At 64.3% G+C, this 13,390-nt stretch carries 14 protein-coding genes; 7 read left to right on the top strand and 7 right to left on the bottom strand.

Features of this window, described 5'->3' with window-relative positions; all coding sequences use genetic code 11:
• Window positions 1-225: 225 nt before the first annotated feature.
• From ACQUQF_RS21260 to ACQUQF_RS21250, 3 genes are read left to right on the top strand one after another with little or no spacing between them, the layout of a single operon-like run.
• Entirely contained in the window at window positions 226-1,908 is a 1,683-nt protein-coding gene (locus ACQUQF_RS21260; protein ID WP_435181215.1) for an ABC transporter ATP-binding protein, read from the top strand.
• Entirely contained in the window at window positions 1,905-3,005 is a 1,101-nt protein-coding gene (locus ACQUQF_RS21255) for an ABC transporter permease (protein ID WP_435181214.1), read from the top strand. The genes ACQUQF_RS21260 and ACQUQF_RS21255 overlap by 4 nt, the downstream gene beginning before the upstream one ends.
• A complete protein-coding gene (locus ACQUQF_RS21250) occupies window positions 3,006-3,998 on the top strand; it encodes an ABC transporter permease (RefSeq protein ID WP_435181213.1) in 993 nt (330 codons plus the stop codon).
• Window positions 3,999-4,024: 26 nt separating this feature from the next.
• On the opposite strand, the gene yqeC is transcribed toward ACQUQF_RS21250, so the two are convergent.
• Window positions 4,025-4,780 carry a selenium cofactor biosynthesis protein YqeC gene (gene yqeC, locus ACQUQF_RS21245; RefSeq protein ID WP_435181212.1) on the bottom strand — a complete coding sequence of 252 codons (756 nt, stop codon included), beginning with the start codon at window positions 4,778-4,780 and terminating at the stop codon, window positions 4,025-4,027.
• Between the two features lie 93 nt (window positions 4,781-4,873).
• On the opposite strand from yqeC, the gene ACQUQF_RS21240 reads away from it, so the two are divergent.
• Window positions 4,874-5,131 (top strand): sulfurtransferase TusA family protein, encoded by a 258-nt coding sequence (locus ACQUQF_RS21240; RefSeq protein ID WP_435181210.1) that lies wholly within the window; start codon window positions 4,874-4,876, stop codon window positions 5,129-5,131.
• Complete coding sequence (gene selD / locus ACQUQF_RS21235; protein WP_435181208.1) at window positions 5,128-6,162, top strand: selenide, water dikinase SelD; 1,035 nt, start codon at window positions 5,128-5,130, stop codon at window positions 6,160-6,162. Before ACQUQF_RS21240 ends, selD begins: the two co-directional genes overlap by 4 nt.
• An 18-nt stretch (window positions 6,163-6,180) precedes the next feature.
• On the opposite strand, the gene yqeB is transcribed toward selD, so the two are convergent.
• The 6 genes from yqeB to ACQUQF_RS21205 are packed head-to-tail and all read right to left on the bottom strand — an operon-like array spanning window position 6,181 to window position 11,798.
• Window positions 6,181-7,761, bottom strand: coding sequence for a selenium-dependent molybdenum cofactor biosynthesis protein YqeB (yqeB, locus tag ACQUQF_RS21230; RefSeq protein ID WP_435181207.1), 1,581 nt, complete (start codon window positions 7,759-7,761; stop codon window positions 6,181-6,183).
• Window positions 7,758-8,003, bottom strand: coding sequence for a hypothetical protein (locus ACQUQF_RS21225; protein ID WP_435181206.1), 246 nt, complete (start codon window positions 8,001-8,003; stop codon window positions 7,758-7,760). Before ACQUQF_RS21225 ends, yqeB begins: the two co-directional genes overlap by 4 nt.
• A gap of 2 nt (window positions 8,004-8,005) precedes the next feature.
• Window positions 8,006-8,359 (bottom strand): DsrE family protein, encoded by a 354-nt coding sequence (locus ACQUQF_RS21220; RefSeq protein ID WP_435181204.1) that lies wholly within the window; start codon window positions 8,357-8,359, stop codon window positions 8,006-8,008.
• Window positions 8,356-8,727, bottom strand: coding sequence for a DsrE/DsrF/TusD sulfur relay family protein (locus ACQUQF_RS21215; protein WP_435181203.1), 372 nt, complete (start codon window positions 8,725-8,727; stop codon window positions 8,356-8,358). The genes ACQUQF_RS21220 and ACQUQF_RS21215 overlap by 4 nt, the downstream gene beginning before the upstream one ends.
• 60 nt (window positions 8,728-8,787) lie before the next feature.
• Window positions 8,788-11,241, bottom strand: coding sequence for a xanthine dehydrogenase family protein molybdopterin-binding subunit (locus tag ACQUQF_RS21210; RefSeq protein WP_435181202.1), 2,454 nt, complete (start codon window positions 11,239-11,241; stop codon window positions 8,788-8,790).
• Window positions 11,238-11,798, bottom strand: coding sequence for a (2Fe-2S)-binding protein (locus tag ACQUQF_RS21205; protein WP_435181200.1), 561 nt, complete (start codon window positions 11,796-11,798; stop codon window positions 11,238-11,240). Before ACQUQF_RS21205 ends, ACQUQF_RS21210 begins: the two co-directional genes overlap by 4 nt.
• A 487-nt stretch (window positions 11,799-12,285) precedes the next feature.
• Here ACQUQF_RS21205 and cofC point away from each other — a divergent pair, with 487 nt between their 5' ends.
• Together cofC and ACQUQF_RS21195 are read left to right on the top strand one after the other, a co-directional pair.
• Complete coding sequence (gene cofC / locus ACQUQF_RS21200; RefSeq protein ID WP_435181198.1) at window positions 12,286-12,933, top strand: 2-phospho-L-lactate guanylyltransferase; 648 nt, start codon at window positions 12,286-12,288, stop codon at window positions 12,931-12,933.
• 50 nt (window positions 12,934-12,983) lie between these two features.
• Complete coding sequence (locus ACQUQF_RS21195) at window positions 12,984-13,364, top strand: Rid family detoxifying hydrolase (protein WP_435181197.1); 381 nt, start codon at window positions 12,984-12,986, stop codon at window positions 13,362-13,364.
• The last annotated feature ends 26 nt before the right edge of the window (window positions 13,365-13,390 follow it).

Genomic DNA, 13,390 nt, shown 5'->3' with positions numbered 1-13,390 from the left:
ACGGACCCCCTGTTACGACCCGTGCTAACGTAACACAACCCATTCCATAAGAGTATGCATTACTGACAGTTGGGCACACAATTTGTTCAATGGGTCCTCTAGATTCCATTTTCTTCGATTGATAGGTATCCATCACCCCCTGACTAACTTTCACGCTTCATACCGGCCAGAGGAGAACAAACGTTATACCCCTGGCAGATGCAGACGTGCTTGTGACTACCAACCATGGATGAAACTCCATTCCTGTCGATGGAGGGGATCGTCAAGGAGTTTCCCGGGGTGATCGCCAATGACCACGTGGACTTCGCCGTCGAACGCGGCGAGATCCACGGACTGCTCGGGGAGAATGGGGCGGGCAAGAGTACGCTGATGAAGATCCTGTACGGACTGTACTCTGCAGACGAAGGCAACGTCTGGCTCGACGGCCGTCGACTCGAGCTAGAGTCCCCACAGGACGCTATCGATGCCGGCGTCGGCATGGTCCATCAGCACTTCAAGCTGATCCCCAGATTGACCGTTGCGGAGAACATCGTACTTGGCGAACGCGAACCCGCGTCGGCCTTCAGGGAGGACGGCGAGTACGACGGGTGGCTTCCGGCCGAAGTTCGCGAGAACTCTGTGTTTCGGAGTCTTGCCCGGCGGTTCTCCCTCGGACTCGACGTCCCTGAACGCGAGATACGTGAACTCGCCGACGAGTACGGCTTCAACATCGATGTATCCTCGCACATTTGGCAACTGGATGTGGGCCAGCAACAACGTGTGGAGATATTGAAAGCGCTCTACCGCGACGTCGAACTGCTCATCCTCGACGAACCGACCGCGGTGCTGACGCCGACGGAGGCCGAACGACTCTTCGACACCCTCGAACGGTTGGCGGAACAGGGACTCTCCATCATCTTCATCACGCACAAGCTCAAGGAGATCAAGACGATAACGGACCGCGTGACCGTCCTCCGCGAGGGAGAGAAGGTCGGGACCGTCGAGACGTCGGCTGTGAGTCGAGCGGACCTCGCCGAGATGATGGTCGGCCGAGAGGTTCTCTTCCAACTCGACAAGGAGGCCGTGGAGATCGGTGAGACGGCGCTTCGAGCAGAGAACCTCCACGCCGCCGACGACCGCGACATCGAAGCGCTGTCTGGCATCGATCTGACCGTCCGCGAAGGCGAGATCGTCGGTATCGCGGGCGTCAGCGGGAACGGACAGAAGGAACTGGCCGAGGCGCTCGTCGGACTCCGTGACCTCACGGCCGGGTCGATAACACTCGGGGAATCGGACCTCACTGGCGAACATCCCCGCAAATTCATCGACAACGGCGTCTCGTTCGTCCCGGAGGATCGGTTGAGGTACGGCTGCGCGGAGGACCTGTCCGTGATGTACAACGCGACGATGAAGGAGTACCGCGACGGCCAGTTCGGCGACAACGGATTCCTCGACTACGACTCGTTGTGTGAGTACGCCGAGACGCTCGTCGAGGAGTTCGACGTCCGCGGCGTCCACGACGTCGCCGAGGTCCCAGCGGGCGACCTTTCCGGTGGCAACCTCCAGAAACTCATCCTCGCCCGCGAAATCCACCGCGACCCTCGCCTTCTCGTCGCCAACCAACCCACGCGCGGCGTCGACGTCGGCGCGATCGAGTTCCTGCGGTCGGCGCTGCTCGACCAGCGCGAACGCGGTACCGGCATCGTCCTCATCTCCGAGGACCTCGACGAGATATTCGATCTCAGTGACCGCATCCTCGTCATGTACGAGGGGGAGATCGTCTACGAGACCACGCCAGAGGAGGCCGACCGCGAACGCGTCGGCCTCGAGATGACCGGTGGTGCGGGGACCGCCACTGTTGATCCAAGGGGCGAGTCCGGAACGGACTCGACCGACTCAGCGGTGACCGACGGGGGTGTAGAGCGATGAACATCGACGTCTCGATCTCCGCCAGGGAGGACGTCCCTTTCTGGCTGGCCTACGGGACACCCGTGTTCACCGTCGTCGCCGCCCTCGCGGTCAGCGCGATCGCCTTGGTCGCGCTCGGCGTCAATCCGGTGGCGGCCTATGCGTTGATGTTCTTCGAGACCGCCACGAGTACGTTCGGCATCACGGAGACGTTGATCAAGGCGGTGCCGCTCATCCTCACTGGACTGGCCGTCTACGTCCCGCTCCGAGCCGGACTGTGGAACATCGGTGCGGAGGGTCAGCTCTACGTCGGCGGTATCGCCGGCACGTGGATCGGACTCAACGTGGGGCTGCCAGCGATCGCGCTGGTGCCGTTGGCGTTCCTCGGTGCCGCAGTTGCGGGTGCCATCTGGGCCGGCATCCCGGGCTGGCTCAAGGCGCGGTGGGACGTCAACGAGATCATCACGACCCTGCTGTTGACGTTCGTCGCCATCCAACTCACGAACTACGTGGTTCGCGGCCCGATGCAGGGTGGTGCTGGGAACTTCCCCGTGAGCGCGATGCTACCCACGGCGGCACAGCTGCCGACGATCCTCGGCACCGGCGTTCACGTGGGACTGGTTCTCGCCGTACTGGTCGTGATCGGGACGTACGTCCTCGTCAACAAGACCCGGTTCGGGTTCGAGGTGACGTTCGTCGGCTCGAATCCCGAAGCCGCCGAACAGGCCGGAATGAGCATCTACAGGGTGTACCTGTACGTGTTCGTCCTCGCCGGTGCATTCGCCGGATTCGCCGGCGTATCAGAGATCGCGGGGGTACAGGCTCGGCTCAGGCCGGACTTCTCGCCCGGTTACGGATTCACGGCCATCCCCATCGCCCTACTCGGACGGAACGGGGCATTCCGCGTCATGCTCGCAGCATTGTTCTTCGCATTGCTGTTCGTCGGCGGGTCGAGCATGGAGGTGAACTTCGGCGTGCCAGCCGCATTGGTAGACGTCATCCAGGCGCTCATCATCCTGTTCCTCATCACCGCCGAGTTCATCAAGAGCTACAAGGTCGACGTTCGGATGGAACGCGAACGGTCGAAACAGCCGACCGGTCAGGTGGAGGAGGTCTGAATGGTGGGATTCCTCGCAGGCCTGCTCGACGCGACCGTACAGGCGGCCACCGTTCTGATCTTCGCGAGCCTCGGCGAGATCATCAGTGAGCGCGGCGGCGTGCTCAACCTCGGGGTCGAGGGGATGATGCTCGTCGGGGCACTCGGTGGATTCGTCGTCACGGTCATCACGGGTAGCTACTGGTTGGGGTTCCTCGCAGGTATCCTGCTGGGAGTCGCGATGGCGTCGATCCACGCGTTCCTGACGATCTCGCTCAAATCGAACCAGGTCATCAGCGGGATAATGCTGACGCTGCTCGGGACCGGCCTGACGACGTTCTTCGGCCAGCAGTGGGTCAGCAAATCGATCACCGGGTTCCCGAAGGTGACGGTCCCGATCGTAGGCGAGTACCTCGTCGAGATACCCATCATCGGCGAGGCGTTGTTCCGCAGCACCGTACCGGACTTCATCGCGCTCGCGATGGTCCCGCTCGTCTGGTTCTTCCTCTTCCGGACGAACCTCGGACTGGAGATGATCTCCGTCGGCGAGGACCCCGAGACGGCCGACACCATGGGCGTCGACGTGTTCAAGATGCGATATCTGAGCGTCCTTCTCGGCGGCGCCTTCGCCGGCGCGGCCGGGGCCCACCTCTCGCTCGCGTACTCGCAGCTGTGGGTACCCGGGATGGTTGCGGGTCGTGGATGGATCGCCGTCGCGCTCGTGATATTCGCACAGTGGCGGCCCGAGCGCGCACTCGTCGGAGCGTACCTGTTCGGACTCCTGGACGCCTTACAGCTACGCTCGCAGGCGATCTCGCTACAGCTCGACCCCGGAACGCCGTTGGCCGAGCTCGTCAATCCGGTCCTCGAGTTCCTGATGCATCCGACGATCATGGCGACGTACCCCTACCTCGCGACCATCCTGGTCCTGGTCTTCACCGTGGTCCAACTGGAGAACAAGCAACTCGGCGTCCCGTCGGCCCTCCTCGAACCCTACAGCCGCGAGAGTGACTGATGGCGAGCGCCAGTCCAGTTCGGGACCTAGCTTTCGACGGTCTCGAGCATCCCGGTGTCGAAGGAGGTGACGAGACCGTGGGAGAACCGGTCGGTCCGTTCGAAGGTCGCCGCGACGATGTCGCGTGCCGATTCCCGGAGTGCGGGCGTGTCCGCTTTGTTTATCAGTAGGACGGCGGTCGCTCCGCCAGGCACGTTTTTCAGGCCGCCGTTGGTGCTAGCGAGAACAGTCCCCATCGCATCCGGTGTGAGGGTCGTTCCGACGTCGCGTCCTGCGATGGCCGCCACGCGGTCCGGTCGATGTACCGTCGGCGCTTCGAGTCGAGAGCCGACTGCTCGAACCGAGGCGACCACGGTCACGACGGTGCTGGTCTCCGGCACGACCGGTTCGTTCCGACCGGGCGCCTTGAACTCCCGGCGCCGCGCACCGTCGGCCTTGACGAGAAGCCAGTCGAACAGCCCGGATGCGAACACGGACTCGACGACCGACGGGTCGTGACCACGGACCTTCTCGTCGGCACGTTCCGGATTTTCGACCCGTTCGGCGGCGAACGCTACGGGGGCTCCGCGGTCGGCGAGAGCATCTGGCAGGTCGTCCGGTGCGGCTATCACCTGTGGAAGTCCATCCGGAGGCGGCGTGTGGGTCGTCGTCGTGTATCCCACGGTCACATCGCGGTGTGCGGCCTCACCGACGAGGTGCTGCATCGCCGTCTTCTTACCCCCTGCGCCGACGAACGACACGAGTTCCCGGTCACCCAACCGCAGCGCTTCCGCGAGGTCCATGGTTCACGGTCCGCGGCCACGGACAATAGCGTTACCCCAGGTCACGTCGAGGGAGACGACAATGTTTTGCATTCTCATGGGGAATGGGCGGACATGAAACGCGTCGACGTCACGGGCGAGGTCTGTCCGCGACCTGCACTCATCGTCCGACGGGAGCTCTCCGAGATGGAGCCCGGCGAGGAGCTACTCGTTCAGGGGGACTATCCCCCAGCCAAACGCAACCTGGAGCGGACGTGCACCAAGCACGGATACGATGTCACGGCGCTCGATGACGACGACGCGAGCGAGACGTTCGAACTCCGCGTCACCCTCCCGGCGGACGCTTCGGAGGCGGAGGCCGAACAACGATGAGCGACGCCGATACTCCCGGAACCGATTCCACCCGACTCACCGAGTACGTCGAACTCCACGGTTGTTCCTGCAAGGTCGGACAGGACGATCTCGACGCCCTGCTGTCGGAGGTCGGCCTCACCGACCAGCAGGACGAGCTCCTCCTCGGCGTCGGCGAGGACGCCGCCGCGCAGCGCTTGCGCGACGACCTGGCGCTGGTCTCGACAGTCGACTTCTTCACGCCTATCGTCGACGACCCGTACGACTTCGGTCGGGTCGCCGCCTGCAACGCAGCGAGCGACGCGTTCGCGACCGGCGCGATCGACGATGTGAGCTGTCGTGTGGTACTGGGCGTTCCCCGTGAACTTCGAGACCGCGCTCCGGCGATCCTGGCGGGTATCGTCGACGCGTTCGCGGCGATGGAGGGGACGGTTGCCGGCGGGCACACCATCCTGAACCCCTGGCCGTTCGCTGGCGGTGCGGTCACGGCGACTGCGGACCCGGACCACCTGCTCGACACGCGTACCGCCGCGCCAGGAGACCAACTCTACCTGACCAAGCCGCTAGGAACGCAACCTGCGATGGGTGCCTTACGCGTCAAGGACGGCGAGTTCGCCGAGATGCTCGAAGAGACGGCCCCTCGGTCGATGGACCGGATCGGCGAAGAAGCGACTACGTGGATGACCACACCCAACCGCGCTGCCGCCACGGCGGCCCGCGAGCACGCGACGGCGGCGACGGACGTCACCGGGTTCGGTCTCCTCGGACAGGCCCGGGTGCTGGCAGAGAACGCAGACGTCGGCGTCGAGATAACCTCCCTCCCCGTGATCGCGGGCACCGTCGAACTGTCGCACCTCTTCGGGTACGGGCTCGAGGAGGGTGAGAGCGCCGAGACGAGCGGCGGTCTCCTGTTGTCGGTCCCCGCCGAACGGAGTGCGGATCTGGAGGCCGCGCTCTCGGATGCCGGGGTGTTCCACCGGCGGGTAGGCCGCGTCACCGACGGGTCCGGCGCTCGACTCACCGACCCCGAGATCGAGGCTGTCTCCCGCTGACGGATCGAGGCGGTCGCCCTATCGGAGGTGCAGCATCGCCTCCAGGACGCCACCGCCGAGACAGAGCGCCTTGTCCGATACCTTTGTATGGTCGACCGACTCGCCTCGGGGGTCGACATCGCCGAGCTTCCCACCTTCCGAGACCCCGACACCGTCGTGGACCAGCCCGCGAACGAGGCCGTCGATGTCCGCTTCCACGGGGTTGTCCTCCACGTATCCGACGACGTCGCCCGCAGAGACGAGGTCGCCGATGGCGGCCGTCGTCTCCCACTGCCCGTCGGTCGGCGCGCGGAGGACACGCTCGTGGGTGTACCCCCGACGCTCGCCCGGTTCACCGTCGTAGGTGCTGGCCGTCCCCTCGTAGAAGACGCGACCGAGTTGGTGACCGCGGTCGGTCTCGACCACGGCGTCGACGTCCTCACCAGCCTCGAACCCAGGGCCGAGTCCGATGACAACGTCGGCGTCGTCCCGCGCCGTCCCCGTGTCGCGACGACCCTTGGCCATTATCGCATCGACAAGCACGGCGGCGTCGAGTTCGGTGGCGACCGCTGCGTCCGGATCGTCGAGCACCGGTACCTCGTCGTCCGTGAGGATCTCCAGTGCCTCGTCGATGTCGGCAGCACGCCGTCCGACAACGCCCTCTACCGAGATCTCGTCCTCGTACATCGCCGTGGCGAAGGCCACGGTTCGTCGGACGACCGTCGGCCTCGCGACCTCGGTCACGATGACGGGATACCCTGCCTGCTGGAGCCGGTACACGACACCGCTTCCGAGGTCGCCGCCGCCTCGGACGACTACGAGATCGTCGAGGTTCAATCGCGACGCCCTGCGTCCCGACGCGTCGTAGCGGTCCATGCTGATCTCCGCGAGGATGGACACCGCGATGTCCTCCGGGCCGCCGCCGCCGAGGTCGAGACCCACGGGCGCACGGACCTGCGCGAGATCGCGGCGGCTGTATCCGTCTTCGACGAGCGACTCGATCACGTGTTCGGTCTTGGTCTCGCTGGCGACGAGACCGACGTACCCCGCGTTCCCGTCGAGGGCGGCCGCGACCGCCTCCTGATCGAACGTCCCGCTTCGCGTCGCGACGGCCACGGCCGTCTCGGACGTCATGGACTTCTCCCTGAGAACGTCGCCGTAACTACCATGGATCACGTCCGTACCATCGGGGAACTGCTCCGGATCTGCGTACTCTTCGCGGTCGTCGACGACGGTGACGTCGTAGCCCAATCGGTCAGCGAACGCTGCGAGTTCGACGCCGATGTGACCGCCCCCAGCGATGTAGAGTCTGGGCTGGCCGCGGATGCGGTCGACGAAGACGTCCATCTCGCCGCCGCACACCATCCCGGTGTTCCCGCCGCGTTCGAGTTCGTACGTCCGGACCCCTGGCTCCTCGTCGCCCCGGAGCACCTTGCGGGCGGCCTCGATAGCGAGCCCTTCGACCGAGCCGCCGCCGATGGTCCCGTACTCGTCGTCCTCCGTGACGAGCATCCGGGTTCCGACGCTCCGCGGGGCGCTCCCGTCCTTCCCCACCACGGTCAGCATCGCTGCCGATTCGCCCTGGTCGACGAGTTCTGTGAGTCTCTCGAAGGGGCTCATAGGAAGTTCTTCACCTCCTGTTCGAGGACGAGCTCTATCACCGTGTCGTACGAGATACGTTCGACGTCGGGCGGAAGGTCGACGCCCCTTACCTCGACGTCCTTCGCCACGGCGTACGTGGGGACGTCGAGGTCGGGCTCCAAGAGGACGCCATCCTGGATGAGGACGATGCGTGCATCGTCGTCTCCTGCTGCGGTTCTGAACGCGACGTCTGCCATCGGTTTGTCTACGAGGTAGAGCATGGTTAGAAGTCGAGTGTACGGTCGACATCGCGGATCATCTCGGCGACATCTTCGCCCGATCGGACCGCGATGTCATCGGCTATCTCTTCGGAATCGATACCTCGCTCGGCCATCGCAGCTGCGTCCGCGACCATCCGGCCGTTCTCGGCATGGAGGTCCGCGATATGCTCCGGCATGTTCAGCGCGTCGCGGTCGACGGCGGCGCGTGCGGCGTAGACGCCGTCACCGGTGAAGACGACCGTGACGTCATGGCGGTCGAATCCCGCCGCGACCCCGCGGGCGGCCCGCAGCCCCTCAGGGACGTGGACCCGGCCGTACGGCGGCCGTGTGATCAACACGGCGACGTCCCGCTTCATAGCGATATCACCCGGTCGGCTTCGCCGAGCATGTCCGCGAGGTCGGGGAGCAGCCCGATCTCCACGCCGTCCGGGTAGTCGGTCTCGGCATCGATGCCGCGTGCGTTCACGCAGAGTCCGCAACAGATGACCCCCGCCCCGTCCTCGACGAGTTCCTGGAACTTCTCGGTGGGCATCTCGTCGTACAACCCTGCGTCCGAACAGTCCGGGAACTCCTGGTCGGCGACCGGAACGAGCGCACCGTCGAGGTAGTGGAAGTATGTCACCTCGTGGCCGTCGTCGAGCGCCGCCCGGCCGAGTTCGTAGGCGGTCCGCCACCGTTCGCTGTCGAACGGACCCCCGGTGACGAGGAATCCAAGATGAGCCATGTTAACAACGTAGTGCAGTACTCGGTATTATGGTTTGCCCCGATCTCGCCCGACGATCGCTCAGCCTTCGCGTTCCGCCAGCGCCTGCTTGACCTTCTCGGCCGTGATGGGGAGCGTGTTCATCCGGACGCCGACGGCATCGCGGATGGCATTACTGAGCGCCGGCGGGACGCCGTTCGTCGGCAGTTCGGCGATGGACTTCGCACCGAACGGCCCGGTCGGTTCGTGGGTCTCGACGAGGATCGTCTCCATCGGTGGGTGGTCGGTGGTCCTTGGCATACCGTACAGTCGGAAGCCGAGCGTCTTGGGCTGTCCGTCGTCGTCGAACTCGAGACCGCCGCTGGTCGCGAACTCGAGGCTCATGTGTTCGCCGCCTTCGATCTGGCCCTCGACCTGGGGCGGGTTGATGGCGACACCGCAGTCCGCGGCGAAGACCATCTTGTTGATCTCGAACTCCCCTGTATCCTCGTTGACAGTCGCGTCTACGAACTGGGCACCGTACGGCGGTGGGCTCTCGTCCGTCGAGTGGTGGCCTTTGCCCATGATCTGCTCGCGCTCGTCGTCTCCGTACGTGGCCTCGTAGCCTATCTCCTCGAGCGAGACGCTGTGGCCGGTCTCCTCGCTGTAGACCTCCCCACCGCCGGTCTCGAGGTTCTCCGCGGGCTCGTCGAGGAGCTTCGATCCCCAGTGGAGGATCCGCTCCTTTGCGTCCTCGGCCGCCTTCTTCACCGCCTGGCCGCTGATGTAGGTCGTCGACGACGCGTACGCACCGTAGTCGAACGGGGTCAGATCCGTATCGGAGGACGTGACGACGACGTCTTCGGGGTCACATCCCGTGACCTCCGCGGTGATCTGGCTGAACATCGTGTCCGTCCCCGTCCCGGTGTCGACGCCGCCGACCTGCAGGTTGAACGAGCCGTCCTCGTTCATCCTGAGCTGGGCGGCGCCCAACTCCTTCCCGGCGACGCCGCTCCCCTGTGCGATGATCGCCATCCCGACGCCTCGATGGAGATGCTCCTCGTCCGGTTGGTCGAGATCGTCGTACCTGATGGCCTCCTTGCCGCGTTCGATGCACTCGTCGAGACCGCACGACCGGATGCGCCGGACGAACCGGTCGCCGTCCTTGAGGATCGCAACGTTCCGGTCGATGTCCCCTTCGCGGACGGCGTTTCTCCTCCGGAACTCGACGGGGTCCATGTCGAGTCGGCGGGCGACCTCGTCCATGTGTGATTCGACGGCGAAGTGGCCCTGAGGCGCACCGTAGCCGCGCATGGCCGCCCCCATCGGTAGGTTCGTGTGGACGACATCACCTTCGAAGCGGACGTTGGGTACCCGCGGGTACAGCGGGAGCGGCTTCGTCCCGACGTTGAACGCGACCGTCATCCCGTGGGTGCCGTACGCGCCGGAGTTCGACAGGGTATAGAGGTCCATCGCTCGAAGGTCGCCGTCTTCCGAGACGGCCGTCCGCATCCGCATCCGCATCGGATGGCGGAATCGGAGCGCGTAGAACTCCTCGCGGCGGGTCATCTCCAGCTTGACGGGCATCTCCGCCTTCAGGTGCAGGGCGAAGGCGATCGGCTCGATGGCCATCTCCTGCTTCGAGCCGAATCCGGCGCCGATCCGCGGCTTCTTGACCCGGATGTCGCGGATCGGCACGTCGAACAGGAGCGAGAGCTGCCGTCGCGTGTGGAAGGGGACCTGCGTCGCCGTGATGAACGTGTATCGGTTGTCCTCGTCGGTGTACGCTATCGTGGTGTGGGGTTCGGGGACGCAGTGGGACTGATAGGGGGTCTCCCACTCGGTTTCGAGCACATGGTCGTCGTCGGCCTCCTCGAAAGCGCCCTCGACGTCGCCGAGCTCACCCTCGAAGTGGGACTCGAGGTTGCGCTCGTAGTCGGCGCCGGTCTGTTTGTTCTCTACCTCGTCCGGTTCGAACAGTTGCGGTGCGTCGGGTGACAACGCCTCCTCGGGGTCGAAGACCGCGTCGAGTTCCTCGTACTCCACGTCGATCTTCCGTGCAGCCTGGTCGGCGGTCTCCTTGTCCTTCGCGGCGACGGCCGCGATGGGGTCGCCGACGTATCGGACGTGTCTCCGGAGCACGCGCAGGTCCCAGGGACTCGGCTCGGGGTACGACTGGCCGGAACTGGAGTAGGCCTTGTCCGGGACGACGTCGTCCCACGGTGTGACGACCGCATAGACGCCGTCCATCGCCTCGGCCTCGCTGGTATCGATGTCGGTGACGTAGCCGTGGGCGATGTCGCTGCGGACGACCTTCGCCTCCGCGAGTTCGGGGAACCGCTCGCGGTAGTCCGCGGTGTACCGCGCCTGCCCGGTGACGATCTTCCGTGCGTCGTACTTCTCGGTGTCCTCGCTGATGTTCTCGCGTTCCCGTCGTTCCGTCGACGCCTCTCCGGTCTCGACGGCCTCCGTCTGAGACTCGTCCAGCTCCTTGACCGCCCCGCCATCCGGTTCGGTCTTGTCGGCTTCGCGACGCTCGTCCTCGCCTTCGCTCATCTCTTATCACCTCCGACCGAGTCGCTGCACGAGCAGTTACAGCCGCTCGCATCCGTCACGTCTGTAGGCAGCCCACCGTCGGCAGCCACGGCCTCGTCGTCGCGGAGACGGTCGCTCGCATCGAGGACAGCTTCGACGATCTTCTTGTAGCCGGTGCATCGACAGAGGTTGTCCGACAGTGCTTCCCGGACCTGTCGCTCCGTCGGGTCCGGGTTCTCGTCAAGCAAGGCCTTCGAGCGCATTATCATGCCGGGGATGCAGAACCCACACTGCAGCGCGAAGTTGTCGACGAAGGCCTCCTGGACCGGATGGAGGTCATCCTGACTTCCGAGGCCTTCGATGGTACGGACCTCAGTCCCATCCGCCTTAGCGATCGGCGTCACACACGATTTCTCCGGTTCACCGTCGACCATGACCGTACAGAACCCACACGCACCCGTATCGCATCCCCGCTTGGCACCGGTGTATCCGTTCTCCCGTAGAACGTCGAGAAGGCTATCCGATTTCGATACCTCCAACCGCTTTTCCTCACCGTTGATTTGTAGTTGCACCTGCAAGCGAACCACCGTCCTGGGGTAGGTTATACTGTAACACTCTGGCTGTGGAGCATAAATAAACTGTCGAGGTTTCTGCTATGATTAATTCGTAATAAAACATTTGCTGAGGTGCTCCGGCGGAACTGTCGCCCACCTCACGTCGATGAAGGTTCGAACAGGAGACAAACTCGTCACACTCGGGGCTCCTCACGAGGTTGCTCAGACTTGGCCCCGAGGGACCCCGTCGGCTCGGATGACGGTATCGACCACCTGAGGGAGATTCGTGTCCTCCAAGCTGAGCTAACCTGCAAGATCAAGATCGGACCACACAGAAGGCGCCAAGCGATTTGGCAACAGGACACATTCGTCCACACACCGTTTGGCAGGATGGACAGAGCGCCTGGACTCATCGGAACCAGATAGGGATTCACCACCGTCGGCCAGTCAAGATGACATTATCGGTATCAGAGACGGGTACAATTAAGGGACGGCGCAGCGATTTGCAATCATGAGAGTCGTGGTGCCGTTCGACCCGCGTGACCCGAAGACCCGACTCGACGCAGTTCTCGGCGAGAGCGAGCGAGGGGAGTTCGCGCGTGTAATGCTGGCCGACGTCGTCGAGGCAATCCGCAGTACCGATACCACCCCAGAAGTGCTGACCCCGACACACATCGAGGTGTCCGGAGCGACGACGCTCGTGGACGACAGACCATTGAGTCGGGCAGTCAACGCGGTACTGAACGCGTCTGCGGAACCTGTTGCTGTGGTGATGGCAGACCTCCCGATGCTCACGCCGGCAGCGTGCTCCCGGCTCTTCGAAGCCTCGGGAGAGGTGGTTCTCGCGCGGGGCACAGGTGGTGGAACGAACGCACTCGTAAACCGCCACCCAGACTTCCGGGTCGATTACCACGGCGCTTCGTATCTCGACCACCTCGACATCGCCGAGCGGTGCGGTGCGTCGGTGACCCGGTTCGACTCCTACCTTTTCGGTGTGGACGTCGACGAACCCGACGACCTCCAGGAGGTTCTGCTCCACGGACGCGGACGGTCGGATGAGTGGCTCCGAGATGCGGGATTCCGACTCGAGACCGGTGACGGCCGCGCGACCGTCAAGCGGAGACGAGAACCTGACGACATGACCACAGTACGTACGTAACTACTGGCGGTACATGTGGATTTAAGGGTGAGTGCGGAATCATCTGACCCGTGAAACGCGTAATCAGTTCGCACGATGCTCCGGAAGCGGTCGGTGCGTACAGTCAGGCGACGACGAACGGCAACATCGTCTTCACAGCAGGGCAGATTCCGATGACGCCCGACGGGGAGCTGCTCGATGACGAGCCGATAGCCGTCCAGACCGAGCAGTCGCTATCGAACATACGGGGCATCCTCGCCGAGGAGGGACTCGAGATGAACGACGTCCTCAAGGTGACCGTCTTCCTCGACGATATCGATAGCTTCGACGAGATGAACGAGAGCTACAGCGAGTACTTCGACGAAGACCCGCCGGCCCGGAGCGCGGTCGAGGTTGCGAACCTTCCGAAGGGTGTCGGCGTCGAGATAGAGGCCGTCGCGGCGAAAGACTGACCAGCGCGGTACGCTTCGATCTCCAC

Origin of the sequence: Halorussus sp. AFM4 (assembly GCF_051194995.1) — an archaeon.
In the GTDB taxonomy this organism is placed as follows: domain Archaea; phylum Halobacteriota; class Halobacteria; order Halobacteriales; family Haladaptataceae; genus Halorussus.
Note: the sequence above shows the minus strand (reverse complement) of the source record. Positions and strands in the feature narration are given on the sequence as shown.

Excerpts from the sequence above, each read along its gene's own strand:
- ACQUQF_RS21260 (WP_435181215.1), top strand. The coding sequence starts at position 226 with ATGGATGAAACTCCATTCCTGTCGATGGAGGGGATCGTCAAGGAGTTT.
- ACQUQF_RS21255 (WP_435181214.1), top strand. The coding sequence starts at position 1,905 with ATGAACATCGACGTCTCGATCTCCGCCAGGGAGGACGTCCCTTTCTGG.
- ACQUQF_RS21250 (WP_435181213.1), top strand. The coding sequence starts at position 3,006 with ATGGTGGGATTCCTCGCAGGCCTGCTCGACGCGACCGTACAGGCGGCC.
- yqeC (WP_435181212.1), bottom strand. The coding sequence starts at position 4,780 with ATGGACCTCGCGGAAGCGCTGCGGTTGGGTGACCGGGAACTCGTGTCG.
- ACQUQF_RS21240 (WP_435181210.1), top strand. The coding sequence starts at position 4,874 with ATGAAACGCGTCGACGTCACGGGCGAGGTCTGTCCGCGACCTGCACTC.
- selD (WP_435181208.1), top strand. The coding sequence starts at position 5,128 with ATGAGCGACGCCGATACTCCCGGAACCGATTCCACCCGACTCACCGAG.
- yqeB (WP_435181207.1), bottom strand. The coding sequence starts at position 7,761 with ATGAGCCCCTTCGAGAGACTCACAGAACTCGTCGACCAGGGCGAATCG.
- ACQUQF_RS21225 (WP_435181206.1), bottom strand. The coding sequence starts at position 8,003 with ATGCTCTACCTCGTAGACAAACCGATGGCAGACGTCGCGTTCAGAACC.
- ACQUQF_RS21220 (WP_435181204.1), bottom strand. The coding sequence starts at position 8,359 with ATGAAGCGGGACGTCGCCGTGTTGATCACACGGCCGCCGTACGGCCGG.
- ACQUQF_RS21215 (WP_435181203.1), bottom strand. The coding sequence starts at position 8,727 with ATGGCTCATCTTGGATTCCTCGTCACCGGGGGTCCGTTCGACAGCGAA.
- ACQUQF_RS21210 (WP_435181202.1), bottom strand. The coding sequence starts at position 11,241 with ATGAGCGAAGGCGAGGACGAGCGTCGCGAAGCCGACAAGACCGAACCG.
- cofC (WP_435181198.1), top strand. The coding sequence starts at position 12,286 with ATGAGAGTCGTGGTGCCGTTCGACCCGCGTGACCCGAAGACCCGACTC.